Source organism: Bradyrhizobium sp. BWC-3-1 (genome assembly GCF_032917965.1).
GTDB lineage: Bacteria > Pseudomonadota > Alphaproteobacteria > Rhizobiales > Xanthobacteraceae > Bradyrhizobium > Bradyrhizobium canariense_D.
Genome location: NZ_CP136625.1, coordinates 1646483 through 1672412, shown reverse-complemented (window position 1 = coordinate 1672412; position 25930 = coordinate 1646483). Strand labels below are relative to the sequence as shown.

The window sequence follows — 25930 nt, the reverse complement described above, 5'->3', positions numbered from 1 at the left end:
AAGGGAAACATATAGGGAGGAACCGATGAGGAACGACATCACGCGTCGTGATGCCTTGGCGCTGGGCCTGTCCGCTGCGGCAATCGCGGCAACCGGTGCTCCGGCAAATGCGCAATCCGCGATCAAGGCCGCGGACGTCCCCACACCGAAACTGCCGATCGAGAAAGGCGCATCCCTGCGCATGCTGCGACCGGTACGTTTCGTCCAGGCCGACGAGGACGTGTTCCGCGCCAATGCGGCCAAATTCACCAAGGAGACCGGGGTCGAGGTCAAGGTCGACTTCGTCGGCTGGGAGGACATCAACCAGCAGACCGCGGTGACCGCGAATTCCGGTGCCGGCCCCGATATTATCATCGGCTTCTCCGATGCGCCGCACATCTATATCGACAAGCTGATCGAGCTGACCGACGTCGCCGACTATGTCGGCAAGCGGTACGGCGGCTGGCTGCCGCTGGCGCAGCGCTACGGCAAGAAGAACAAGAGCGACGCCTGGATCGGACTGCCGTTCGGCGCGACCGCGGGTCCGCTGATCTACCGCAAGTCGATCCTGCGATCGGTCGGCTTCGACAAGGTGCCGGAAGACCATGCCGGAATCCTCGATCTCTGCCAGAAGCTTCAGAAGGCCGGCAAGCCGGCCGGCTTGGCGCTCGGCAACGCCAAGGGCGACGGCAACGGTTTTGCGAACTGGGCGCTGTGGTCGCACAACGCGGCGCTGCTCGACGAAGAGGGGAACGTCGTCATCAACAGCAAGGAGACGATCGCCGCACTGAACTGGGTCAAACAGCTCTATCCGACCTTCATCGCCGGCACGACGTCATGGAACGACGTCAGCAACAACCGCGCCTACGCCGCGCAGGAGATCTCGCTGACCGCCAACGGCGTCTCGCTGTATTTTTCACTGAAGAACGATCCGGCGACCAAGGCGATCGCCGACGACAGCGAACATCAACTGCTGCCGAAGGGTGTCGCGAAGGTCTCGCCGATGGCGGGCCTGACGCTGAACGCCATGCTGTTCAAGCACAGCCAGTACCCCAACGCCGCAAAGGCCTTCCTGCAATACATGCTGGAAAAGGACCAGTACGAGCCGTGGCTCAACGCCAATTCCGGCTACTGGGCCCAGCCGCTCGCGGCTTACGCGGAGGCCAAGGTCTGGAGCGAAGATCCCAAGATCAAGATCTTCAAGGACACCATGAACACCATCTACTATGACGGCTATGCTGGCCCGATCTCGACCGCGACCGGTGCCGTCAGCGCCGACTACGTGCTGATTCAGATGTTCGCATCCGTCGCGACCGGCGCTGCCACGCCGGAAGCCGCGGCCGCGGAAGCCGAGCAGCGCTGCAAGCGGTACTTCCGGCGGCAGAAGTAGCGCTGGACAAAGCGCGTCATTGCGAGCGAAGCGAAGCAATCCAGCCTGTCTTCCCAGTTACAGCCTGGATTGCTTCGTCGCACCAGTGCAAAATTGCTTCGCAATTTTGTCACGGGCTCCTCGCAATGACGGGCTTGGTGACTTTCAGAGACGGGACAACAAACCGATGTCCGTGACCACACTCTCTTCTCCAGCCCTCGTGCACCGGCAACCCTCCTGGCTGGTGCGCCTGTTCGACTACAAGCCGTTCCTGATCGTGATGTGCCTCGCACCTGCGATCGGGCTGCTCACGGTGTTCCTGACCTATCCGCTCGGCCTCGGCATCTGGCTCGCCTTCACCGACACGACAATCGGCAGAAAAGGCGTCTTCGTCGGCTTCGAGAATTTCCAGTATCTGCTCACCGATTCCCTGTGGTGGAACGCGGTGTTCTACAGCGTGGTCTACACGGGGATCGCGACCTTTGGAAAGTTCGCGCTCGGCTTCTGGCTCGCACTGCTGCTCAACAACCATTTTCCGTTCAAGAGCCTGTTGCGTGCGATCATCCTGATGCCTTGGATCGTGCCGACGGTGCTCTCGGCGCTGGCGTTCTGGTGGATCTACGATCCGCAGTTCTCGATCATCTCCTACCTTCTGGTCGACGTGCTGCACTGGCGCACCACCAATATCGACTTCCTCGGCTCGCCCTGGCCGGCGCGCTTCTCGCTGATCGCCGCCAATATCTGGCGCGGCATTCCCTTCGTCGCGATCTCGCTGCTGGCGGGCCTGCAGACCATTTCGCCCTCGCTCTACGAAGCCGCGATGCTCGATGGCGCCAGCGCCTGGCAGCGGTTCCGCTACATCACCTTCCCGATGATGATGCCGATCCTCGCGATCGTCATGACCTTCTCGATCATCTTCACCTTCACCGATTTCCAGCTGGTCTACGCCATCACCCGGGGCGGCCCCGGCAACTCAACCCATTTGCTGGCAACGCTGGCCTTCCAGCGCGGCATTGCGGGCGGCGAGCTCGGCGAGGGCGCGGCGATTGCGGTGTCGATGATCCCGTTCCTCGTGTTCGCAACGCTGTTCTCTTATTTCGGCCTGGCGCGCCGCAAATGGCAGCAGGGAGAGAGCAATGACTGATACCGCCGCCGAGCCGGCCGCCGTCGCCACCACGCCGCCGGACACCATGGCCTGGGATTCCGGGCTGCGGCGGCTGATGATGATCTATCTGCCGCTCGGCTGCTTCGTGCTGATCCTCCTATTTCCGTTCTACTGGATGACGATCACGTCGTTCAAGCCGAACGCAGAGCTGATGAACTACAAGGAGCACAACCCGTTCTGGATCTCCTCGCCGACGCTGGCCCACATCAAGCACCTGTTGTTCGACACCGCCTATCCGCGCTGGCTGTGGACGACGATGCTGGTCGCGGTCGGGGCGACTACGCTGTCGCTGATCGCGAGCACGCTGGCCGCCTATGCGATCGAGCGCCTGCGCTTCCGCGGCAGTCCCTATGTCGGCCTCGGCATTTACATGGCCTATCTCGTGCCGCCGTCGATCCTGTTCATTCCGCTCGCGACCGTGGTCGTGCAGTTCGGCCTGTTCGACAGCCCGCTTGCGTTGATCCTGGTCTACCCGACCTTCCTGGTGCCGTTCTGCACCTGGCTCCTGATCGGCTATTTCAAGTCGATCCCCTACGAGCTCGAGGAATGCGCGCTGGTGGACGGCGCCACCAGGCTCCAGATCCTGCGACGGATCACGCTGCCGCTGGCGGTGCCCGGCCTGATCTCGGCCGGCATCTTCTCCTTCACGCTGTCCTGGAACGAGTTCATCTACGCGCTCGCCTTTATCCAGAGCGGCGCCAACAAGACGGTGCCGGTCGCGATCCTGACCGAGCTCGTCACCGGCGACGTCTATCAGTGGGGCGCGCTGATGGCGGGCTCGCTGCTCGGCTCGCTGCCGGTTGCGATCTTCTACTCGCTGTTCGTCGATTACTACGTGTCGTCGCTGACGGGCGCGGTCAAGGAGTAGCTGTCGGCTGCGGCGTTTGGCCCGGTTTCACAAAACTGCAATGCGCGGTCCGCATAAGACGGCCTCCGTTAACAGGAGACGCACATGCGCGCGACTTTGCTTAGTACCGTCGCAACGATCATTCTGACCGCGAGCTCCGCGCTGGCGCAGAGCGAAGGCGAATTCCCCGCCAAGCTCGCCGGCCACGTCGTGATGCCGGCCGCCACGTTCATCGACGCGCCGGCTGATGCTCCCGCCGATCTCAAGACATCCGGTAAATACACCACCGGGAAGCGGGTCGACGCGCTCGGCACGGTGATGGGCAAGTCCTATGAGCGGGCCACCGGCGTGTCGCTGCCGTTCAAGGGCCAGCCGCTGCAGGGCCATTCCGGTATCAAGTCGATGGGGGACGGCACTTTCTGGGTCATCACCGACAACGGCATGGGCGCGCGCGCCAATTCGCCAGATTCGATGCTGTACCTCAACCGCTACAGGATGGATTGGGCCGGCGGCAAGATCGAGCGGCTGGAGACCGTGTTCCTGCACGATCCCGACAGACGCGTGCCGTTCCGCATCGTGCATGAAGACACCGAGAGGCGTTACCTCACCGGCTCCGACTTCGACACCGAAGGTTTCCAGATTATCGGCGACACCTTCTGGATCGGCGACGAGTTCGGCCCCTACATCCTGAAGGCCGACAAGACCGGCAAGATTCTGGCCGTATTCGAGACGGTCGCCGACGGTAAGCCCGTGCGATCGCCGGATCATTGGGCGGTGGCGACCCCGGGCGCGCCGGGTGCGACCTACACCAACGTCAACCTCCGACGCTCCAAGGGTTACGAGGGCTTCGCCGCCTCGAAAGACGGCAAATTTCTCTACGGCCTGCTCGAGGGGCCGCTCTGGGATGCCGAGAAAAAGGACTGGGAGAAGGTCGACGGCAAGGAAGCCTCGCGCATCCTCGAATTCGACGTCGCCGCGGAAAAATTCACCGGCCGCTACTGGCAGTATGTGTTCGAGCAGAACGGCAATGCCATCGGCGACTTCAACATGATCGACCCGAGCGCCGGCCTGATCATCGAGCGCGACAACGGCGAAGGCACGCCCGAAAAGGCCTGCCCGCAAGGCACCCGCGGCGAGAACTGCTTCCCCGACGTGGCCAAGTTCAAGCGCGTCTACAAGATCGAGCTCACCGACGCCAATGTCGGCAAGCCCGTGCGCAAGATCGGCTACATCGACCTCCTGAAGATCAGGGATCCCGACAAGAAGGCGAAGAAGCCGCTCAATGACGGCGTCTACACGTTCCCGTTCTTCACCATCGAGAACGTCGATCGTGTCGACGAAACCCACATCATCGTCGGCAATGACAACAATCTGCCGTTCTCGTCCAGCCGCGATCCCAACAAGGCCGACGACGACGAGTTCATGCTGCTCAATGTCGCGGACTTCCTGAAGGCGAAGTAAGCCAGCGCTCTCTCAACGCGGGTCATCGCCCGGCTCGACCGGGCGATCCAGTACGCCGCGGCGCCAGGGATCAAATCGTGAGGCCGCGGCGTACTAGATGCCCCGCCCTCGTGCGTAACTGCGCACTAGGCGGGACATGACGGACAGTGAGCGAGCACGAGGTAAAGACAACTCGCACCTCGGCGCCGCACATCAACCCGCCGGCACGATCACCATGCTCTTGTCCTTCGGCCAGCGAATGCGCCAGACGAAGTTGATGTCCTTGACCTCGCCGGGCTTGGCGTCGAACGACCATTCCAGCACGCCGCGCCGGTCGCGAATGTTGCTTGCGGTCGGCGGCGTGGTCGCAGGCAGCATCTCGACGAGGATGTCCTCGTTCTCGCTGACCGGCAATTGATCCTCAATCGCGACCTTGATCGGGAAGTCGTGACCATTGCGGATCGTCGTCTTGAACGATCGCTCGTCGGTCTTCGACGTCGTGACCAGGAGACCGGCCGAACCTTCGTTGCGCTTGAGCACCGCGCGCTCGATCCTGACCTTGTCGTCGGCGCCGAAGCCGAGCCGCACGATATCGTCCTTGGCCGAAGCCGAGAGTTTGCCGCGGCCGACGAAAGTCCCGTCGCGATAGATTGCGACCTTGCCCGGCAACAGGCTCGTGTCGTCGGTCTGCTTGAAGCTCGCTTCGAGGAAGGCGGTGGGGTCCATCACCGGTGCCGCGCGCACCATGAGATCGGCGGGCACGGTCATCGAGGCGATGCGCAGGCTCTTGGCGCCCTCGGCGGCCCCGAGGCTGACGCGGCCGGGAATTTTGTAGGTGGCCTGGAAGTCACCGATCTCGGCGACCGCCTGCTGCTCTTCGGCGCGTTCGCGGATATCGTCCGCCGCCTTGGCCGCGGAAGTTTCCATCTTGCGCTGCTGCATGGGCGCCGCCGCAGGCATTGCCGAATCCGAAACTGAGCCCAGCGCCCGCGGCCTCGGTACCTGCGGATATTGTGCGACCAGCGAATTCAGCTCCGGCGCGCTGCCGCCGCGGCCGATGCGGACCGTGGAGACGCCGAGCGCGACGTTCGACCAGTCCTCGCCGGTCGCCTGCGTGACCTCGGCGCGGCGGACAAGCTCGAGCTGCGGTTTGCGGTCCTTCGCGCCGGTATCGAGCCGGGCGTCGTAGAGCGGCAGCCAGCGCGCATTACGCACATTGTAGGTGACCCGCAACGTCGCCTTGGTTGCTGCCGGCGCCGCGATGTCCATGCGGACTTCGAGCTTGCTCGGCGGCTTGGCCTTGCGCTCGACTTCGAGCTGGGCGATCTGCCGATCGATCTCGCGCATCTTGCGCGTGGCGTCGCGAACGGCGGTATCGGCGCTCGCAATTTCGTCGCCAACGGCGGCAAAGGCCGTGCGCCATTCGGCAATCGGCCGCGCCTCGCCCTTGTCGCCGATGCCCGCGGGAGAGGCTTCCGCAAAGTGCTCCGCGAATTTGCGCCGCGCAATGGCCGAGTCGATCGCGCCTTGCAGGTCGGCGCGCTGGTCGTTCAGCGCCTCGATGCGCTTGTCCAGCTCCGGCAGATTGACCGGCGCCGCACGCGGCGTTCGCGCATCGATCGTACCGATGGTGAGCTTCGCTCCCCCCTCACCCTCCACCCGGATCGAGGAGGTGTCGAGACCAAGCGGGAAGTCCTTGGCAATGAGCGTCGAGTCACCAGACGGCAGGTCCACCGCGATGACGCGGGTGACGGTCGCGCCATCGGGGTAAACCGTAACGGTATCGATCGCCGATGTGGCGTCCAATTCGGCGGCCCATGACCACGACGCGAATGCCGTGGTCACCAGAACCAGGCTCGTCGTTGCCAAACATTTTGCGGTGATGCGCATCAAGTCCCTCCTCCAAGTCATCGCCGCCGCCAGCCGGACGCGCGATCCAATGCCTCGCCAACACGGTTGGACGCGGCAGGGGAGGAACTGGTTCGATTGGGGTTTCCGTGGGGCGCCGCCGCGGCGGCAGCAAGGCCCGCGACGGAGCGCTTAATCCTGAGGGGTAGAACCCTGCGCGAAGATGCGGCGAAGCAGGTCCGTCACGTTCTTCGCACCGGCCTTCCTCAGAATGCCGGCGCGATAGCCCTCGACCGTGCGCGCGCTCAGATGCATGCGCCGGGCGATCTCCTTGTTGGTCAGGCCCGCGGCGAGATGCTCGAGCACGTCGCCTTCGCGCGCGGACAGGGGTTCGCAGCCGGGCAACCACCGCTGCCGGTTGGAGCCCGGCTGCGCGAACTCGTCGATGGCGGCATCGATCCGGTCGACGATGTCGCGGGTGCGGAACGGCTTCTCGATGAAGTCGGCCGCACCGCTCCTGATGGCGTCGACCGCCATGGCGATGCTGCCGTTTGTCGCGGTCACCAGCACCGGCGCCATGCAGTTTTCCTCGCGCAGGCGCTTGAGCACGTCGAGACCGGAGCGATCAGGCGGCATCTCCAGCAGCACGCAGGCCGGCATCCGCGCCTTAGCCTCCGTGAGCAGAGACGCGCCGTCGGCGAAGCAGATCACGTTGTATGCGCTCTGTTGGAGCGCGGTGGAAAGTTGTTCGCGGGAGGCGGCATCGGTGTCGATGACGAATACCTCACCCTTGGAAAGCATGTTTCCCGGCATAATTCCGATCCAGCAATGTCTTGGTCAAAATGGTCCGAGACGGCAGCGGGGCCTCGTCGCGCCGCGCCGTCATTTGCACAGCACTCACGCCCGTGCTTCGGTTTCACTTATGTATGTTCCACCCTGTTCCCGGATTTGACCGATCGGGACAGAAACTTTACATTTCGGGACATCGGCGGGACGACCGGCAGGAACGGGGCGCATGACCGACCTCATTCGTAGCGCGGGCTTGAGCTATTACCTGGAGGTCGCCCGGTCGGTCGGGCTCGACCCCAAACACATGATGCGCAAGGTCAGGCTGCCGCTGGCCTGCCTCGACAAGCCCGATACACCCATTGCCGTCACAAGCCTGCGACGTCTGCTCGAATTGTCGGCCGAGGCGTCCGGAGCCGAAGATTTCGGGTTGCGGCTTGCTGAACGCGGCGGGCTGACCAATTTCGGCGCGGTCGGCCTGATCGTGCGCGAACAGGCGACCGTTGGTGAAGCCATCGAAGCCTTCTCGCGCTTCATCCCGATCCATCACGACGGCATGAAGCTGGACGTCACCCGCGACAAGCAGACCGTCAGCGTCACGCTGCACCTGCGCGGCCGGCAGCCGGCCGCGCCGCGCCAGTCGATCGACATGGCGCTCGGCAGCGTCCACCGCATCATCCAGTCGCTGTTCGGCAGCGATTGGCGGCCGCAGGAAGTGCACCTGCATTACCCGCCGCCGCACGACCGCAAGCGCTACCGCGAGTTCTACGGCTGCCGTGTGATCTTCAACGCAGAGGACGATTCGATCCTGTTGTCGGCGCACGACATGGAGCGCCGGATCCCGAGCGCGCATCCGCTGATCGCGAGCTATCTGCGCAAGCGGATCGAGGCGATCGAGACGCGGCCGGCAAGCTGGGAGGAGAAGGTCGACGAGGTCGTGCGTCTCCTGCTCGCCGGCGGCGACTGCACGGTCGAGCGCGTGGCCGAGCACCTCGCCTGCACCCGGCGCACTATCCACCGCCACCTCGCCGAAGCCGGCACCAGCTTCTCGGCCATTCACGACGCGCAGCGCGCCGATCTCGCGGTCCAGCTCATCGACGACCCTGGCCGACCGCTGGCGGACATCGCCGTGCAGCTCGGCTTCTCCGCACAGAGCGCCATGGCCCGCTGGTTCCGCGGCCGCTTCGGCTGCACCATCACCGCATGGCGCAAAGGCGTCCGGCCATTGGCGGCAACCGCGGCTTGATTTTCAAGACCGATCACATCGCCCGCGCGAACATGCGAAAGCCCGGCGCACCGATGATCGCCTCGAACTCAGGATCGCGCTTCTCCTCCGCAAAGAGGAAGCCGGCCTTGACGTAGGCGCGCTCGGCGGGCTCGTTGCCGATCAGGAACGATATTGTCGCTCGGGCAAAGCCAGCCGCCCGCCCCTTTTCCAGTGCGTGGATGATCAGCGACTGCACCAGGCCGCGGCCGCGATAGGCGGGATCGGTCGCGACATGCTCGATCATCCAATCGCCCTCGCCGCCCTGAACCCAGCAGGCGCGCGTGTAGCCGCCACGTTGACGAATGGCCTCCAGCTCTGCCGCGGCGAGTCCGGACGTGGCTGCGACTTCCTCGACCGCACGCCAAGCCGCTGGTCCCGTGCCGGCCGCCGGTAGCGCACACAAGGCGGCAGCAGGCTTACCATCGATCTCGGCGACCAGAAATTGCGAGACGTGCCACATCGACACCGCGCGAGCGGCTGCGACGTGCGCGATGAAATCACGGCACTGTGTTTCAGGCCAACCGAGCGCAACGTCGAACCAGCCACGCGGCCGGTAGCCGCGCTGCGATGACAGGATGGTTTGTGCGATGAAATCGGCGTCTTCGGGACGCGCAGACCGTATCGTCATGCGCGCCCCCTTCGCGAAAACCTTACGTGTTCTTCAGTGCGACGCGAAATTCGGCCTCGGTCTTGGCCTTGACCTCGTCGAGCGAGACGCCGTCGGCGAGCTCGATCAGCGCCATGCCGCCGCTGCCGTGCTTGTCGATGGTGAAGACGGCCAGGTCAGTCACGACCATGTCGACCACGCGCTCGCCGGTCAGCGGCAAATTGCACTGCTTCAGGAGCTTTGGACCGTCCTTGGCCGAATGCTCCATCACCACGACCACGCGCTTGACGCCGGCGACGAGATCCATCGCGCCGCCCATGCCCTTGACCATCTTGCCGGGGATCATCCAGTTGGCGAGATCGCCGTTCTGGGCCACCTGCATGGCGCCGAGGATCGACAGATCCATGTGGCCGCCACGGATCATGCCGAAGGAATCCGCGCTCGAGAAATACGAAGTCGACGGCAGTTCGCTCACGGTCTGCTTGCCGGCGTTGATGAGATCGGCGTCCTCTTCGCCCTCATACGGGAACGGGCCCATGCCGAGCATGCCGTTCTCGCTCTGAAGGCTGACGTCCATGCCGTCCGGGATGTAGTTCGAGACCAGCGTCGGGATGCCGATGCCGAGATTGACGTAATAGCCGTCACGCAGTTCCTTCGCGGCGCGCGCAGCCATCTGTTCACGGGTCCAGGCCATCTTAGTCTCCTGATCTCAAGCTGCCGTGCGCGGGCGGGTGTTGCGGAATTCGATGCGCTTCTTGGCCGTTCCGACCTCGACGATGCGCTTGACGAAAAGACCGGGCGTGTGGATGTGGTCGGGATTGAGTTCGCCGGCCGGAACCAGATGCTCGACCTCGGCCACAGTGACCTTGGCGGCGGTCGCCATCATCGGGTTAAAGTTGCGCGCGGTCTTGCGATAGATGAGGTTACCTGCGGTGTCGCCCTTCCAGGCGTGGACGATGGCGAGGTCGGCGAACAGGCCGCGCTCCATCAGGTATTTCTGTCCGTCGAATTCTTTCACTTCCTTGCCTTCGGCGATCAGCGTGCCGACGCCGGTCTTGGTGTAGAAGGCCGGAATGCCGGCGCCGCCCGCGCGGATGCGCTCGGCCAGCGTGCCCTGCGGATTGAATTCGAGTTCCAGCTCGCCGGCGAGGAATTGCTGGGCGAACAGCTTGTTCTCCCCGACATAGGACGAGATCATCTTCTTGATCTGGCGGGTTTCGAGCAGGCGGCTGAGGCCAATGCCGTCGACGCCGGCATTGTTTGAGACCACCGTCAGGTCCTTGACGCCGGAGTCGCGGATCGCGTCCGACAGCGTCTCGGCGATGCCGCAGAGGCCGAAGCCGCCCGACATGATCATCATGCCGTCTTTCAGAACGCCCTCGAGAGCCGACTTGGCGTCGGGATAGACCTTGTTCATGCAAATTACCTTCGAGTGAACCTTCGGCTTGCAGGCGTCGCGCCTTAGTGGCGGCGATTATTAGGCGAAATCGTCCGAAGCCGTCAATGATACGGGGTTCTCCGCTCCGCCCCTGGGTGATAGAAGCTGCCCAAGCCGTGGGCGCAACCGTTCCCGCGGCCTTGAAAGCGACAAGAAAACCCATCAAGTTGCGGCACTTAACACAATAGGTCTTGGGCGTGGGGCGCGCAGGTTTCCCAGCCCGCCTTCTGGCTCCAGCGACCAACTCGATCAGGACATGCCATTGACCATGGCCCAAGGAATGAAGCGCCTCGGGACGCCGATCGCGGCGCTGCTCGGCGTGGCGCTGATCGCCCTGATCGCGACCTCATGGCTCATCAACCGCGACGCACTGCGCAAGGCCGTGGAAACGCAGATCCGCGACGTCACCGGACTCGAGGTCAACGTCGCAGGCGCGATCGACATTTCGGTGCTGCCGGCAAGCTACATCTCCTTCCATGACGTCGGGCTGAAGGGCGGCGGCACCAGCGATCCCGCGCTCCATGTCGACGTTCTCACCGCGAACCTGCGGCTGCTGCCGCTGCTGCTGCAACGGTTCGAGATCGCGGACCTGACGCTGCTGCGGCCGCGCATCCATGTCAGCCTGAAGCCGGACGGTGAAAGCAACTGGACACCGTTCATCCAGACCATCGCGCGCACCATGAAGCCCGGCGCCGAGAATCAAGTGTCGTTCTCTGAGATCCGGATCCAGGACGGCGTGCTCAATTACGAGGACGCTGCCACGCACGGCACCGAGAAGCTCGAGGACATCGACCTGTCGCTGGCTTGGCCCTCGATCTCGCGCTCCTTCGCCGCGACCGGACAGTTCGACTGGCGCGGCGAACGGGTCGACGGCTCGATCAGCTTTTCCGATTTCGTCGCCGCGCTCTCCGGCGAGCGCTCGGGGTTGAAGGCGCGGATCGCGAGCGCGCCGCTCAAGCTCGCCTTCGACGGCAGCGTCGCCAACCGCACCAGCCCGATGATGGAGGGCACGCTCACCATCGACAGCCCGTCCCTGCGCAACGCGCTACGCTGGACCGGCCAACCGCAGCCCGCCAGCGGCGGCTTCGGCCGCTTCGCGCTGAAGGCGCGGGCCAATGTCGTCGGCGCGTCCATCGCGCTCACCAATGTCAATGTCGAGCTCGACGGCAACACCGCCGAGGGCGTGATGACCTACGCCAATAACGGCCGGCAGACGCTGCAGGCGACGCTCGCAGCCGACGCGCTCGACTTCACCCCCTATATCTCGACTTTCCGCCTGCTCGCGAGCGGCGCGCGCGACTGGAACAGGCAGCTGTTCGATCTCAACGCCTTGTCGACCACCGACCTCGACATGCGCCTGTCGGCCGCCAAGCTGACGGTCGGGACGTCGAAACTCGGCCGCACCGCGATCGGCGCGAATCTCCGCAACGGCACGCTGGCGCTCTCGGTCGGCGAGGCCCAGGTCTATGGCGGTATCGCCAAGGGCTCGTTCGGCATCGCGCGCTCCGACACCGTCGCCGACATCAAGGCGCAATTCCAGTTCACCGACGTCGACCTTCAGGCCTGCGCCTCCGAGCTGTTTGGCATCAACAAGCTGTCCGGGCGCGGCAACATCAACGTCTCGCTCCTCGCGTCCGGCTCGAGCCCGTTCGGCCTCGTGCAGTCGCTCGACGGCAGCGCCACAGTGACCGGGCATGACGGCGCGATCGCGGGCTTCAATGCCGAGCAGCTCCTGAAGCGGCTCGAGCGGCGGCCGCTGTCCGGCGGCGGCAATTTCCGCAACGGCTCTACCCCTTACGACAATCTCACCATCGCGGTGAAGTTCTCCGACGGCGTCGCCACCGCCGAGGACATCCGCGTCGAAGGACCGGCGGCGAAGATCACCATGACCGGTACCGCCTCGGTGCCGACGCGCGAATACGACATGAAGGGCGTGGCCAGCCTCAACAGCGCGTCGGGGTTCGAATTGCCCTTCGTGGTGCAGGGCCCCTGGGACGACCCCCTCGTCTTCCCCGATCCGGAAAGCCTGATCCGCCGTTCGCCGGCCTCTGCGCCCCTGCTCGACATGCTGAAAGACCGCAAGCCGGGCGACGCGGTGCGCTCCGCGATCGAGCGCATCACCGGCACCGGAAAACGTCCCGCACCGGCCGAAGCGCCGACGGCGGAGAACGCCAAGGAAGGCGCGAAGTCCAATTAAGGACGGCGATCAAGCGGCGCCAGCAGATCGGCGCGAATTGATCAGGGCGAATTGATGCGGCGATTGGATCGATGCGCACATTAAGCATCTCCTCTCGCCCGACACCCCACGACCTATGTCTGACAAGAAGCCGCTAGATCGGATAGCGGCCATGCGCTAGTGTTTTATACGACCGGTTAAAAACACCGGCCGTTTGAGGGAGAAAAACGTGAAATCCAAGGTTATTGGCGCAGTATCACTGGCGGTCGCTGCGGCCGGGCTGTTTGCAGCCGCTGCACCCGCATTTGCGCAGCAGAAGACGATTACGGTCTGGTGGGGCAAGGGCTTCTACCGCTCCGAAGACGACGCGCTGCTCGAGACGATCAAGAAGTTCGAAGCCAAGACCGGCATCAAGGTCGAATTGTCGCAGTACGCGATCCAGGACATGATTCCGAAGACGGTCGCCGCACTCGATTCAGGCACCGTGCCCGATGTTGCCTATTCCGACACCTACGACGTGCAGGTCCAGGGCAAGTGGGCCTACGAAGGCAGGCTCGAGGACCTCTCAGACATCATGGAGCCGATCAAGGATCGGTTCGTGCAGAACACGCTGGATGCGTCGATCCTCTATAACGACGTCACCAAGAAGAAGGCCTATTACGGCTTCCCGCTGAAGCAGCAGAGCATGCATGTCGAGATCTGGAACGACATGCTTGAGAAGGCCGGCTTCAAGCTCGCCGACATCCCGACCGACTGGGAAGGCTACTGGACATTCTGGTGCGACAAGGTGCAACCGGGGATCCGCAAGGCGACCGGCCAGCGCGTCTACGGCGTCGGCCAGCCGATGGGCGTGGAATCCACCGACGCTTTCCAGTCGTTCTACACCTTCATGGATGCCTATCACGTCAAGCTGGTCGACGACGACGGCAAGCTCACGGTCGACGATCCCAAGGTCCGCGAGAACCTGATCAAGGCGATGAAGGACTACACCGACACCTACATCAAGGGCTGCACCCCGCCGTCCTCGACGACCTGGAAGGATCCCGACAACAACGTCGCGTTCCACAACAAGACCATCGTGATGACCCACAACTTCACGATCTCGATCGCGGCGAAATGGTTCGAGGACTCCCAGAACCAGACGCTCACGCCCGAGCAGCGCGAAGCCAGCAAGAAGGCCTATGGCGAGGATATCATCACCGCGTCCTTCCCGAAGGCTCCGGACGGTTCGACGATCCGCTACCGCTCGGACGTCAAGACCGGGCTGGTCTTCTCCGTGGCCAAGAACAAGGCCGAGGCCAAGCAGTTCATCGCCTTCCTGCTCCAGGAGGAGAACGTCCGGCCCTATATCGAGGGTGCGCTCGGCCGCTGGTTCCCGGTGACGAAGGAAAGCCAAGAGAGCCCGTTCTGGCAGGCTGACCGGCATCGCAAGGCGGTCTACTCGCAGTTCAAGGGCGGCACCGCCGCGTTCGACTTCACCAAGAACTGGAAGTTCACCATCCTAAACAACGAGAACGTCTGGGCCAAGGCGATGAACCGCGTGGTCAGCGAGAAGGTGCCGGTGGACAAGGCGGTCGACGAGCTGATCGCCCGCATCAAGGCGGTCGCGGGCTGATCTCGGACTGCAATAAGGTATATGCTAATACCGGTCGCGGCTCTCCGCGACCGGTTGCTTTCGGTGGGTATGCGATATGGCGATCACACTTTCCGGCTCAGACACAATTCCGGCCCCTCCCCTGTCGGCGCGCCTGACCACGCAGCAGGTCTGGGGCATCTTGCTGCTTGTGCCCTATCTACTCGTCTTCCTGGCCTTCGTCGTCTATCCCGTCGGCTACGGCCTGTGGCTGGCGCGCAGTCCGGCGAACTATGTCGCGCTGTACAACGACCCGATCTTCGCGCGCGCCGCGGTCAACACGCTGATCTTCCTGGTCATCGGCATCAACGTGAAGATGCTGATCGCGCTGTTCCTGTCCGGCTTCTTCGCCCAGCAGCGCCCCTGGATCAAATGGCTGTCGGTGATCTTCATCCTGCCCTGGGCGGTGCCGTCGATCCCGACCATCCTGTCGGTCCGCTTCATGCTCAATCCCGAATGGGGCATGGTCAACCATTTCATCTTCTCTCTCACCGGCGATGACGGGCCGAACTGGCTGAACGATCCGACGGTCGCGCTGACCATGGCGATCGCCGTGCATATCTGGAAGTCGCTGCCGTTCTGGACGCTGATCCTGCTGACCGGGCGGCTCGCGATCCCGCAGGATCTGTACGAGGCGTCCGAGGTCGACGGCGCCAGTCCGTGGCAGAAATTCCGCTTCATCACCTGGCCGTCGATGCAGATGCTCTACGTCACCTGCACGCTGCTCTCGATGATCTGGACGCTCGGCGACTTCAACAGCGTCTATCTGCTCACTGGCGGCGGGCCGGCCGACCTCACGCACGTGCTGTCGACACTCGGCATCCGCTATCTCCGGCTCGACCAGCTCTCGCTTGCGATGGCCTCTATCGTCTGCGCGATACCGCTCGTGCTGCCGCTGATATACTTCATGATGAAACGGTTGTCGCGATGAAGCTTCCCACCCTCCGCGAAGTTGGCACCGAAGCCAAGCTCCTGCTGATCGGCATCCCGGTCTTCATCTGGACCATGATTCCGATCTACCACATGTTCCTGTTCGCGATCTCGCCCAAGGAGGACGCGTTCTCGGGCAAGCTGTGGCCGGATCATCCGACGCTGCACAACTTTCACATCGTGTTCTACCAGGAGCACTATTTCCTGCGAGACTTCTGGATCCAGTTCTGGAACTCGACGGTGATCGCGCTGGCCGCAGGCGCGCTGACCTTGTTCGTCGCGACCGCCGCCGCATTCTCGATCTCGCGGCTTAAGGCGCCGGGCGGCCGCTGGGTGATGAATCTCGCGCTGTTCACCTACTTCATCCCGGCGGCGTTCCTCGCCGTGCCGATGTACCGCACCATGGGCAACTACGGCCTGCTCAACAATCACTGGTCGCTGATCCTGGCGATGGTGACGATCGCTTCGCCTTACGCGATCTGGGTGCTGAAGCAGGCGTCCGACAAGCTGCCGGTCGAGCTCGACGAGGCCGCCGTGATGGACGGCGCGACCACGCTGCAGCTGTTCCGCCTGGTCTATGTGCCGCTGATGATGCCCTCGCTGGTCGCGATCGGCACCTATGCCGTGCTGCTGGCCTGGAACGAATATCTCTACGCGTTCCTGCTCTTGTCCAAGGACACCGATATCACGCTGCCGGTCGCGCTCGGCAACTTCCTCGCCGCCGACGACTCGCCGTGGGAGCTGTTGATGACCACCGGCTTCATCTACGCGCTGCCGCCGGCCGCGGTCTATTACGCCTTCAAGCGCTACATGGTGGGCGGGCTCACGGCCGGTGCGGTGAAGTCCTGAGATCCACGGCGCGCTTTCTTTGGTAGGCAACCAGCAGCGCGATCGTCGAGCCGATGAAATAGCCCGCGGTCGCGCCCGAAATCGCGCGGCCGACGACGAGTGCGAGTGCACGGTCGCTCGCATCGACCGTCGAGATCACGCCGACCGCATACTGCAGAGAGAATATGACGAGGTTGCGGATCAGCGCAAAGGCGCCACCCGCGCGGATGATCTCGCCTGTCTTGTGATCGACGTCGAACGGACGCGACGTTAATACGCCGATCGGCAACAACACCAATGCGGCCCCGCCCCAGGCAACCAGCGGCCACGCGCTATCCTGATGTCCGAAGCCAATCCGCGAAATGCCCCAGACGATGAATACGATCGGAACGATCAGCGCACGCCAGACCGGCGTCTTGCGCGGCTGCATCGCCTTGATGCCCTGCCAGACCAGATAGGCGAGCAAGGTCCAGACCCAGAGCGGCGTATGCACCAGGACCTGATAGGCAAACGTCATCATCGCCTCCCGTTATAGCGGCGCCGCGCTCTCGCCCTGCGAACTCGACAGTTTCGAGGCGAGCGAGGCGATGACGATGACAACAGCAATCAAGGCGATCACCAGCGTGCAGATCGCGTTGATCTCGGGCTTCACTCCGAGCCGCACCTCCGAATAGATCCGGATCGGCAGCGTCGCCGAGCCGGGGCCGGTGGTGAAGCTCGCGATCACGAGATCGTCCAGCGACAGCGTGAAGGCGAGCATCCAGCCCGCGACGATCGCAGGCGCGATCAGCGGCAGCGTTACGGCCACGAACGCGCGCAGGGGGTCGCAGCCGAGATCCATCGCGGCCTCTTCCAAGGAGCGGTCGAGCGAGCCGAGGCGGGACTGCACGACGACGGCGACGAAGCACATCGTCAGCGTGGTATGGGCGATCGTCACCGTCCAGAAGCCGCGCTCCGCGTTTAGCGCCACGAACAGCAGCAGCAGCGACAATCCGGTGATCACCTCCGGCATCACCAGCGGCGCATAGAGCATGCCGGAGAACAGGGTGCGGCCGCGAAACCGCTCGCCGCGCGACAGCGCCACGGCGGCGAGCGTGCCGATCAGGGTCGCAATAGTCGCCGACGAAACCGCGACGCGCAGGCTCATCCAGGCCGCCTCGATCATGGCGCGGTCATTGAAGAACTCGTGATACCAGCGCAGCGACCAGCCACCCCACACCGTCACCAGCCGCGAGGCATTGAAGGAATAGATCACGAGGATCAGGATCGGCAGATAGAGGAAGGCAAGACCCAGCGCGAGCGAGGCGACGTTGAAGCGGGACAGGCGGGAGACCTTGCGCATCGCCTCACCGCCCCTGTTCCAGCTGCCGCTTCTGCAGCCGTTCGTACAGCAGCAGCGGGACCAGCAGCACCACCAACAACACGATGGCCGCGGCGGAGGCGACCGGCCAGTCCTTGTTGGTGAAGAATTCGAGCCACAAGGTCTGGCCGATCATCAGCGCATTGGAGCCGGCCAGGAGATCCGGAATGACGAACTCGCCGACGATGGGGATGAAGCACAGCAGCACGCCGGCGCCGACGCCGGGCAGCGACAGCGGGAAGGTGACGAGCCAGAACACCTGCCAGCGCGGCGCGCCGAGATCGGAGGCCGCCTCCTCCAGCACCGGCTCCATTTTGGCCAGCGTGGCGTAGAGCGGCAGGATCATGAACGGCAGGTAGGAATAGACGATGCCGATATACATCGCGCTGTCGGTGGAGAGCCACACCACGGGCTGACTAACCAGATGCAGCCCCAGCAGGATCTGGTTGAGCAGGCCGTCGTGCTGGAGGATGTTGATCCAGGCATAGATCCGGATCAGGAACGAGGTCCAGAACGGCACGATCACCAGCACCATCGCCACGGCCTGCCAGCGCGCCGGCAGCCGCGCCATGCCGTAGGCGATGGGATAGCCGATCAGGAGCAACAGCGCGGTCGCGGTGACGGCGACGGTGAGGCTACGCACATAGGCGAACACGTAGATATCGTCAGAGACGAGCAGCCTGAAATTGTCGATCGACAGCGCGGCAAAGGCGGCCTTCAGCGCCCCCCATCCCGCCATCAGGTCGAACACCGGCTCGTAAGGCGGCTGCGCGATCGCCGTCTGCGACAGGCTGATCTTCAGCACGAAGCCGAACGGCACCAGGAAGAACAGCACCATCCAGACATAGGGCGCGATCGCGGCAAAGCGAGCCGGTCGCGCAAAAATGCGGCGCCCGCTCATGACGGCAGCACCACGCAGTCGTCGGGCGTGAACCAGGCGACGACAGGCTGGTTCAGGCTGTAGGCGTCGACATCAAGGCGCGCACTGTTGGCGACCGAAGCCTGCACCATCCCTCCGGCCTCGAGCTTCACCTTGTAAGTGGTGGTGCCGCCGAGATAGCAGATGTCGGCGATCACGCCGTCCAGCTGGTTGATCGCCGTTTCATGACCGGCCTCCCTCGCCGGACCACGGCGCGACAGCCTGACCTTTTCGGGGCGGATCGCAACCGATAATCTGACCTCGCCGAACGGCTCGCGCGGCTCCGCCACCACCAACGGTCCCGCATCGCGCGTGCCTATGACCAGACGATGACCGTCGCGCAATTTGGACTCGGCGTCGAACAGGTTGATGTCGCCGACAAACTCCGCGATCCAGCGCGAGCGTGGCGCCTCGTAGAGTTCGCGGGGACTCGCGACCTGCGCGAGCTTGCCGTCTCTCATCACGCCGATCCGGCTCGCCATCGTCATCGCCTCTTCCTGGTCGTGGGTGACGATGATGAAGGTCATGCCGAGCCGGCGCTGAAGCTCCATCAGTTCGCCTTGGGTGCTTTCGCGCAGCTTCTTGTCCAGCGCTGCGAGCGGCTCATCGAGCAGAAGGAGCTGCGGGCGTCGCGCCAGTGCACGCGCCAACGCCACGCGCTGGCGCTGTCCCCCGGAGAGCTGGTCGGGCTTGCGCTTCTCGAGTCCGTCGAGCTTCACCAGCGCAACCATCTCCGCCACACGCGTGGCGATGTCAGCGCGCGCCATACCGGCGCGCTTCAGGCCGAAGGCGATGTTGTCGCGCACCGACAGGTGCGGAAACAGCGCGTAGTTCTGGAACATCATGTTGATCGGCCGCTCATGCGGCAGCGCCTGCGCGATGTCCTTGCCGCCGAGCAGAATGCGCCCTTGATCCGGCGCTTCGAAACCGGCGAGCATGCGCAGAAGCGTGGTCTTGCCGCAGCCGCTGGGCCCGAGCAGCGCAAAGAACTCGCCGGCCTTGATGTCGAGCGAGACGCCATCGACGGCCCGGAACGTCCCGAACGTCTTGGCAACGCCCTCGATGCGCAGCAACGGCTCGCCGGCAGCGAACTGCGTCTCTCCGACCGCAGCCGCAGCCGCGTCTGTTCTGGGCAACTCGTCAGTCATGGTTCCTGCCAACCCCAATCAAGCCGCACGCTAGCGGCCGATCGTCCCTCACTCAACCGGTTAGAGGCCGTTCGTTCACGCATTCGCCATGAACGCAGCCAGCGCATCGCATTCCCCCGCTGACATCGTCAGGCCGAGCTTGGAGCGGCGCCACAGGATGTCCTCGGGAAAACGCGCCCATTCGTGGGTCATGAGATAGCGCACCTCGGCCCCGGTCAGTTCGGGACCGAAGGCGGGGCCGAGATCGTCCCGGGTCTTCGCCTCGGCAAGCACAGCCGATAGCCGCGAGCCATAGGCCGCGACGAGGCGTTGGGCCTGCGCCTCCGAGAGAAAGCGCCAGCGGTCACGCGCAAGATCGACCTCGGTGTCGAAACGATCCCAGGCAAAATCTCCGCCCGGCAGCGCCGCGCCTGCGGTCCAGGGCGGCGACATCGGATAGAACGGCGTCAACTTCGTCACCGCGCGCTCCGCCCGCAGGCGCGAGGTGGTGACGTCACCGCCAAACATCGTGATCAGCGGCGCCTTGCGCCGTCGCGCGTCGAACAGCGTCGTGCCATCACGCCCGCGCGCGGACGCCAGCGTCAGGTTGACGCCGGAGACCGCGCGCACCACGTCGGTCGGGGCAACGCGCTCGCGGAAATAGCGACTGGCCGCTTCGCAGAGATAGCTGACGTCGGCCCCCCGCATCGCGACGATCGCAGGATCGCCGGTGAAATCGTGCGTGACTGTTCCGATCAGGGTGAAATCGCGCGCGAGGGGACTCGCGAAGATCAGCCGGCCATCGCTGTTCTGGAAGACGTAGACGTTATCGGAATCGAACAACCGCGGGACGATGATCTGGCTCATCTGCATCGCCGCCATGGCGGGTTGCGGCTGCCGCAGCACGGTCTCGGCGACTATCGACGTCCAGCCGCCGGTGGCGTTGGCCAGCGCCCGGGCCGTGATCGTGCGACGATGGCCGCGGTCGACCACCGCGAGCCGCCATGTGTCGGTTCGATCGGCGCGCACACAGCGCGCTCCAGTCCGAATCACGGCGCCGCGCTCGGCCGCATCCAGTGCCGTGAGCACCACCAGTCGGGAATCGTCGACAACGCAATCCGAATATTCGAAGGCCGTGCCGAATGGTCGTTTCAGCGCGTTGCCGACCGAATGATGCGTGATGTCGAGGGTCGCCGTTGCAGGCAGGCCGCACCGGCTGGTGAGGCTGTCGTAGAGGAGCAGGCCGACGCGCAGCAGCCATGGTGGGCGCTCGTCGGAATGCGCCGGGATCACGAAGCGCATCGGCCGAACCAGATGCGGCGCGATCCGGAGCCAGATCCGGCGCTCGGCGAGCGCCCGGCGCACCCGGCGGAAGCCGCGCCGTTCCAGAACCGAGAGATCGCCATGGATCAGCCGCGGCGTTGCCGACGACGCCGCGCCGCCCAGATCGCCCTGCTCCAACAGGATGACCCGCAGGCCGCGGCCGGCGGCATCGCGGGCGAGGCTGACGCCGTTCAGGCCGCCGCCGATGATCGCAAAATCGTAATCCGCCATGAAGCCGTCGAATGGGAGCGAAACGCTCGCCATCTCTAGAGCCATTTCCCTTCCGATGAAAATCGGAACGGGGCTCTAGATTCTGATTTGGCGCGTTTTCTTGACGCGAACCCGCATCCGCTGCGCTCGAAAAACGCTCTAGCCGGTCTTGAGCGCAAGCTCCATGACTTCGGCACGACCGACGAGGCCGGCATATTTCCCGATCGGCAGTGGCTTGCCGAGCAGATAGCCCTGCACGCCGTCACAGCCTTCCGCGGCGAGGAAGGCGAGTTGTTCCAGCGTCTCGACGCCCTCGGCGACGATCGACATTTCCAGGCCATGGCCGAGATCGATCACCGCGCGCACGATCGCCGCCGATTGCGGGTTGCGGCCGAGATTGATGATGAAGGCGCGGTCGATCTTGATCTTGTCGAACGGGAATGCCTGGAGATAGCTCAGCGAGGAATAACCGCTGCCGAAATCGTCCATGGAGATGCGCACGCCGAGCGCCTTGAGCCGGCGCAGCAGCGCCAGACCGCGATCGAAGTCCTCGATCAGCACGCCCTCGGTGATCTCGAGTTCGAGCCGACCGGGTGCGAGACCCGTCTCGAGCAGGATGGAATGCACGAGTCCGACCACGTCGCCGTGCATGAACTGCGCCGGCGACAGGTTGACCGCGATCTGAAGCGGCTTCGGCCAGGACGCGGCCTCGCGGCAGGCTTCGCGCAGGATCCACTCGCCCATCTCGACGATCAGGCCGCTTTCCTCCGCGATCGGGATGAATTCGGCCGGGGAGACCTGGCCGCGCACCGGATGCTGCCAGCGCGCCAGCGCCTCGAAGCCGATGATCTCGCTCTCGGCGACGCTGTGGCCCGCTGCTCCCTGCGGCTGGAAGGCGAGCGAGAGCTCGCCGTTCTTGATCGCCATCGAGAGATCCTGGTGCAGCACGCGGCGATCGCGGATCTGCTGGTCCATCTCCGGCTGGAACAGGCTGATCGTGCCGCGCGACTTCTGCTTGGCGCGGAACAGCGCCGCGCCGGCATTGGCGAGCAACGAGGCGGCGTCGGCGCCGTTGTGCGGGAAGATCGACATGCCGGTGGTGACGCCGGCGCGGACCGGGCGGCCGTCGATCTGGAATTCCTTAGCGACGGCATCACCGATCTGCTGCGCCAGCGCGAGACCTGCATCCGGCTGCTTACCGTCGATGATCAGGCCGAACTCGTCGCCGGACAGGCGCGCCACCACGCCGCCGCGCGCGGAGTCCTGGAGCCGCTGGGCCACCTCGACCAGGAGCTTGTCGCCGTGCGCATGACCGAAGACGTCGTTGACCTCCTTGAGACCGTCGAGATCGACGCACAGAACCGCGAACTCCTCGCCGGTGCCCTCGCAGGCCTCGATCATCTGGGTCAACGCCTGCAGGAAAGCGGCACGGTTCGGCAAATCGGTGAGGCCGTCGTGATAGGCCATGTGCGCCATGCGCGACTCGGTCTGCCGGCGATCGGTGACGTCCTCGTGGGTCTTGATCAGATATTGCGGCTCGCCGGTGTCGCTCAGCACGGTGGCGCGGCGGGTGAGGAACAGCCGCAGCCCGTCCTTGGTGGAGATCGGGTGCTCTTCGGTGATCATCCCACGCTTCTTGATCGCGGCTTCGTCGCGCGCGATGATCAGCTTGGCTTCCTTGGGATTGAAGATGTCGGACGCGGTCAGGCCCGTGGCTTCCTCGCGCCTGCGGTTGAGGATCGTCTCGGCGCTGCGGTTGGCGAGCAGGTAGCGGCCGTCCTTGACCTGCTCGACGATCAGGGCCACCGGGATGTTGTCGACCACGAGCTCGAGGAACTTCTTCGTGCTCTCCAGCTCCTTCGACAGCGAGCGGCGATCGGTGATGTCCTCGAACACGAGCATCAGGAATTCGGGTTTGTTGCTCTCGTTGCGGACAACGATCCGGATCGAGGCAACCATGCGTCGCTCACCGGCGCGGTCGACCTCGAATTCGTTGCGAAACTGGCCGTCCGGCGAATCGAGTGCCGTGCGGTCGGTCGCCTCGATGCTGTCCGCCGAGATCGGCGCAAACAGCTCGCGCGCGTTCTTGCCGACGACATGGTCGCGCGAGAAGCCCCAGAACCGCTCATAGGCGCTGTTGGCGAAGATGTAGCGACCATCCTCGATGTTCTTTGCGGCCACGCAGGCCGGCACGTTGTCCAGCACCGTTTCCAGGAACTGCTTGGTGGAGGCGAGCTGCCGCGACAGCCTGCGCTGCTCGCTGACGTCCAGATGCGTCGTCACCGAGCCGCCGTTGGGCAGCACGAAATATTTCACCAGGATGGCCCGCCCGTCCGGCAGTTCGGTGATCAAGCCGTTGGTGCTTGCCGCCTTCTCGTAGAACTCGTCGTTGGAGGCGGCGCCGAGCACCCCGCGCTTGCGTCGCAGCTCAAGGAGTTCGTAGCCGTTCATGTTGGCCCAGAGATCCGACCGCGCCAGGCCGTAAATCTCGATATAGCGGTCGTTGCAGAAGATGACGCGCCGCTGCGCATCCGTCATCACCACGCCCTGGTTGAGATTGTTCATGGCGGAGGAGACGAAGGCATTGCGCCGCAGCTGCAGACGCCTGGTCCGGCGCAGCGAGGAATGGATCCACAGCGCGATCGCGGCGAAGAACGAACAGATCACAATTCCCGCGATCAGGGCTTCCCAGATCACGTTGGGATCAAGCTCGCCGAGATAGCTCGGAGGGGTGAAGCTGTCTGAGAGGGCAAAGGCGCGCGCAGGCGCGACCGCTGCGGCCAGGCACACGACGGCCTGCACCGCAATCGGAAGCGCGCTGCCCGCGTGCCAGTTCTTCTCAGCCATCAGCCACCCGCGATTTCAACGTCGGATTGTCTGGCCTCGCGAGTTTGGATCGGGTAAACGCCTGTACGCGCAACGGAACAATGTGGCATCAAATACGGCAATTGCCCTGACATGATAAATGCTTCCTTAACGGAAAAAGCCCCCGCGCCGCCCTCCCCAGGCGTGGGGCCATCGTCGCTTCGAGCGGACGCCCTGCACGACCATGGATAGGGTGGACTGCGTCGTCATCGGAGCCGGCGTGATCGGGCTCGCGGTGGCTCGAAAGCTGGCGCAAGCCGGGCGCGAGGTGATCGTGCTCGAGCAAGCCGAGGCCATCGGCACCATCACCTCCTCGCGCAACAGCGAGGTGATCCATGCCGGCATCTACTACCGCGCCGGAAGCTGGATGGCGCGCATGTGCGTCGACGGCAAGCACGCGCTCTATCGTTACTGTTCCGAGCGCGGCATCCCGCACAGGAATTGCGGCAAGCTGATCGTCGCGACCAATCCGAAAGAGACCGAGAAGCTGCAATCGATCAAGGCGCATGCCGAGGCCAACGGCGTGCTCGACATGCAGTTGCTCACGGGTGATGCGGCACGTGCGCTGGAGCCGGCGCTCGCCTGTGACGCCGCGCTGCTGTCGCCGTCGACCGGCATCATCGACAGCCACGCCTACATGCTCTCGCTGCGCGGCGAAGCCGAGGACGCGGGCGCGGCCTTCGCGTTTCACACCCCGCTGATCCGTGCCAAGGCGACCGCCGGCGTCATCGAGATCGAGGCGGGCGGCGAAGCGCCGATGACGCTGCAATGCAGCCTCCTCGTCAACGCCGCCGGGCTCTCGGCGACCACCGTGGCGCGCAACATCGAGGGCATGCCGCTGGAACGGATCCCGACGGCCTACCTCGCCAAGGGAAACTACTTCAGCTGCAATGCTAGGGCGCCGTTCTCGCGCCTGATCTATCCGGTGCCCGAGCCCGGTGGCCTAGGGGTGCATCTGACGCTGGACATGGCCGGGCAGGCCCGTTTCGGCCCTGACGTCGAGTGGATCGAGACGATCGACTATGAGGTCGACCCGTCACGCGCCGAGCGCTTCTACCCGGCGATCCGCAAATACTGGCCGACGTTGCCTGACGGTGCTCTCATGCCGAGCTATTCGGGCATCCGCCCGAAGATCGTGCCGCCGGCGGTGGCCACGCAGGATTTCTTGATGCAGGGCCCGCGCGATCACGGCGTCGAAGGCCTGATCAATCTGTTCGGCATCGAGTCGCCCGGATTGACGTCATCGCTCGCGATCGCGGATCACGTCGCCGAGCTCGCAAACATCTAGTGGTTTAAAGCGAATTGGATTCCGGTTGCGCGTAAAGAACTGCGTCCAGACAAGACGCTGGAGCCGCGCAAATCCTTGCACGCTGCGCGCCTTGCGGCAGGGATGAGCGCAAAGGCTCCCATCCCTGCCTGAAAGGGTGCGATCAACTCTACGCTGTTACGGGGTTACTAGTGGAGCGTGTCGCCGTGCCTGAGACGCTCGATCTGGTCCTTGACCATCAACTTCCGGCGCTTCAACTCAACAATTTGCAGGTCGTCTGTTGAAAGGTGCACGAGAGCTTCGTGCAATTCGTTTTCGAGAGTTTTGTGCTTCCGTTCCAATTCAACCAGATGTGCCTGAATTGTCATTCGAAACCTCCTCGGTAGGGGTGAACCTTGGATTCGACCGGACGAGGAAGTGTACATCACCGATTTGTTCTGTCGATGGATATCAGTCGTCGCGCTGTCATTTTTAGAAATTCATATGTAACGAAGCGTGAGTAAGGGAACCACGCGGGAAAAATCCGTGATATCAATGCGCTTGCGC

General features: G+C 64.1%; 22 protein-coding genes. 10 read left to right on the top strand and 12 right to left on the bottom strand.

Annotated features, from left to right (window positions below; genetic code table 11):
* Positions 1–25: 25 nt before the first annotated feature.
* The 4 genes from RX329_RS08090 (at position 26) to RX329_RS08075 (ending at position 4821) form a co-directional block, all read left to right on the top strand.
* On the top strand, positions 26–1369 hold the full coding sequence (locus RX329_RS08090) for an ABC transporter substrate-binding protein (protein ID WP_018453846.1): 1344 nt from the start codon (positions 26–28) through the stop codon (positions 1367–1369).
* A gap of 166 nt (positions 1370–1535) precedes the next feature.
* Complete coding sequence (locus RX329_RS08085; RefSeq protein ID WP_018453845.1) at positions 1536–2492, top strand: carbohydrate ABC transporter permease; 957 nt, start codon at positions 1536–1538, stop codon at positions 2490–2492.
* Positions 2485–3381 (top strand): carbohydrate ABC transporter permease, encoded by an 897-nt coding sequence (locus RX329_RS08080; protein ID WP_018453844.1) that lies wholly within the window; start codon positions 2485–2487, stop codon positions 3379–3381. The genes RX329_RS08085 and RX329_RS08080 overlap by 8 nt, the downstream gene beginning before the upstream one ends.
* A gap of 84 nt (positions 3382–3465) precedes the next feature.
* Complete coding sequence (locus tag RX329_RS08075; RefSeq protein WP_085359430.1) at positions 3466–4821, top strand: esterase-like activity of phytase family protein; 1356 nt, start codon at positions 3466–3468, stop codon at positions 4819–4821.
* A 192-nt stretch (positions 4822–5013) separates the two neighbouring features.
* On the opposite strand, the gene RX329_RS08070 is transcribed toward RX329_RS08075, so the two are convergent.
* Together RX329_RS08070 and RX329_RS08065 are read right to left on the bottom strand one after the other, a co-directional pair.
* Positions 5014–6690, bottom strand: a complete 1677-nt coding sequence (locus tag RX329_RS08070; RefSeq protein WP_085359432.1) for a mucoidy inhibitor MuiA family protein — start codon at positions 6688–6690, stop codon at positions 5014–5016.
* A gap of 150 nt (positions 6691–6840) precedes the next feature.
* Entirely contained in the window at positions 6841–7461 is a 621-nt protein-coding gene (locus RX329_RS08065; RefSeq protein WP_085359434.1) for a response regulator transcription factor, read from the bottom strand.
* 202 nt (positions 7462–7663) lie between these two features.
* On the opposite strand from RX329_RS08065, the gene RX329_RS08060 reads away from it, so the two are divergent.
* On the top strand, positions 7664–8680 hold the full coding sequence (locus RX329_RS08060; protein ID WP_085359436.1) for an AraC family transcriptional regulator: 1017 nt from the start codon (positions 7664–7666) through the stop codon (positions 8678–8680).
* Positions 8681–8693: 13 nt separating this feature from the next.
* Here RX329_RS08060 and RX329_RS08055 read toward each other — a convergent pair whose 3' ends face one another.
* From RX329_RS08055 to RX329_RS08045, 3 genes are read right to left on the bottom strand one after another with little or no spacing between them, the layout of a single operon-like run.
* The gene (locus RX329_RS08055) at positions 8694–9329 is read right to left on the bottom strand and encodes a GNAT family N-acetyltransferase (RefSeq protein WP_085359438.1); all 636 of its coding nucleotides are present in this window, start codon (positions 9327–9329) and stop codon (positions 8694–8696) included.
* A 22-nt stretch (positions 9330–9351) separates the two neighbouring features.
* On the bottom strand, positions 9352–10002 hold the full coding sequence (locus RX329_RS08050; protein ID WP_007596236.1) for a CoA transferase subunit B: 651 nt from the start codon (positions 10000–10002) through the stop codon (positions 9352–9354).
* Between the two features lie 15 nt (positions 10003–10017).
* Entirely contained in the window at positions 10018–10725 is a 708-nt protein-coding gene (locus RX329_RS08045; RefSeq protein WP_085349162.1) for a CoA transferase subunit A, read from the bottom strand.
* A gap of 289 nt (positions 10726–11014) precedes the next feature.
* On the opposite strand from RX329_RS08045, the gene RX329_RS08040 reads away from it, so the two are divergent.
* The 4 genes from RX329_RS08040 to RX329_RS08025 all read left to right on the top strand — a co-directional run bounded on the left by RX329_RS08040 (position 11015) and on the right by RX329_RS08025 (position 16334).
* Positions 11015–12943, top strand: a complete 1929-nt coding sequence (locus tag RX329_RS08040) for an AsmA family protein (protein ID WP_162496341.1) — start codon at positions 11015–11017, stop codon at positions 12941–12943.
* 208 nt (positions 12944–13151) lie between these two features.
* Positions 13152–14537 (top strand): ABC transporter substrate-binding protein, encoded by a 1386-nt coding sequence (locus RX329_RS08035; protein WP_317245603.1) that lies wholly within the window; start codon positions 13152–13154, stop codon positions 14535–14537.
* A gap of 76 nt (positions 14538–14613) precedes the next feature.
* Positions 14614–15486: a carbohydrate ABC transporter permease gene (locus RX329_RS08030; RefSeq protein ID WP_018453834.1), complete on the top strand. Its 873-nt coding sequence runs from the start codon at positions 14614–14616 to the stop codon at positions 15484–15486.
* On the top strand, positions 15483–16334 hold the full coding sequence (locus tag RX329_RS08025; RefSeq protein WP_018453833.1) for a carbohydrate ABC transporter permease: 852 nt from the start codon (positions 15483–15485) through the stop codon (positions 16332–16334). Before RX329_RS08030 ends, RX329_RS08025 begins: the two co-directional genes overlap by 4 nt.
* On the opposite strand, the gene RX329_RS08020 is transcribed toward RX329_RS08025, so the two are convergent.
* The 6 genes from RX329_RS08020 to RX329_RS07995 form a co-directional block, all read right to left on the bottom strand.
* Positions 16309–16830, bottom strand: a complete 522-nt coding sequence (locus tag RX329_RS08020) for a DUF6622 family protein (protein ID WP_085349159.1) — start codon at positions 16828–16830, stop codon at positions 16309–16311. The genes RX329_RS08025 and RX329_RS08020 overlap by 26 nt on opposite strands.
* A 12-nt stretch (positions 16831–16842) precedes the next feature.
* Positions 16843–17655: an ABC transporter permease gene (locus RX329_RS08015; protein ID WP_085349158.1), complete on the bottom strand. Its 813-nt coding sequence runs from the start codon at positions 17653–17655 to the stop codon at positions 16843–16845.
* A 4-nt stretch (positions 17656–17659) separates the two neighbouring features.
* Positions 17660–18574: an ABC transporter permease gene (locus RX329_RS08010; protein WP_085359440.1), complete on the bottom strand. Its 915-nt coding sequence runs from the start codon at positions 18572–18574 to the stop codon at positions 17660–17662.
* Positions 18571–19740, bottom strand: a complete 1170-nt coding sequence (locus RX329_RS08005) for an ABC transporter ATP-binding protein (protein ID WP_085359442.1) — start codon at positions 19738–19740, stop codon at positions 18571–18573. The genes RX329_RS08010 and RX329_RS08005 overlap by 4 nt, the downstream gene beginning before the upstream one ends.
* A 75-nt stretch (positions 19741–19815) precedes the next feature.
* Entirely contained in the window at positions 19816–21273 is a 1458-nt protein-coding gene (locus tag RX329_RS08000) for a glycerol-3-phosphate dehydrogenase (protein ID WP_317246391.1), read from the bottom strand.
* Positions 21274–21411: 138 nt separating this feature from the next.
* Positions 21412–24099, bottom strand: a complete 2688-nt coding sequence (locus RX329_RS07995) for an EAL domain-containing protein (protein WP_018453827.1) — start codon at positions 24097–24099, stop codon at positions 21412–21414.
* Between the two features lie 202 nt (positions 24100–24301).
* Between RX329_RS07995 and RX329_RS07990 the strand changes: the two genes are divergently transcribed.
* Positions 24302–25405, top strand: coding sequence for an NAD(P)/FAD-dependent oxidoreductase (locus RX329_RS07990; protein ID WP_018453826.1), 1104 nt, complete (start codon positions 24302–24304; stop codon positions 25403–25405).
* Positions 25406–25572: 167 nt separating this feature from the next.
* Here RX329_RS07990 and RX329_RS07985 read toward each other — a convergent pair whose 3' ends face one another.
* A complete protein-coding gene (locus tag RX329_RS07985; RefSeq protein WP_007596254.1) occupies positions 25573–25752 on the bottom strand; it encodes a YdcH family protein in 180 nt (59 codons plus the stop codon).
* Positions 25753–25930: the final 178 nt, after the last annotated feature.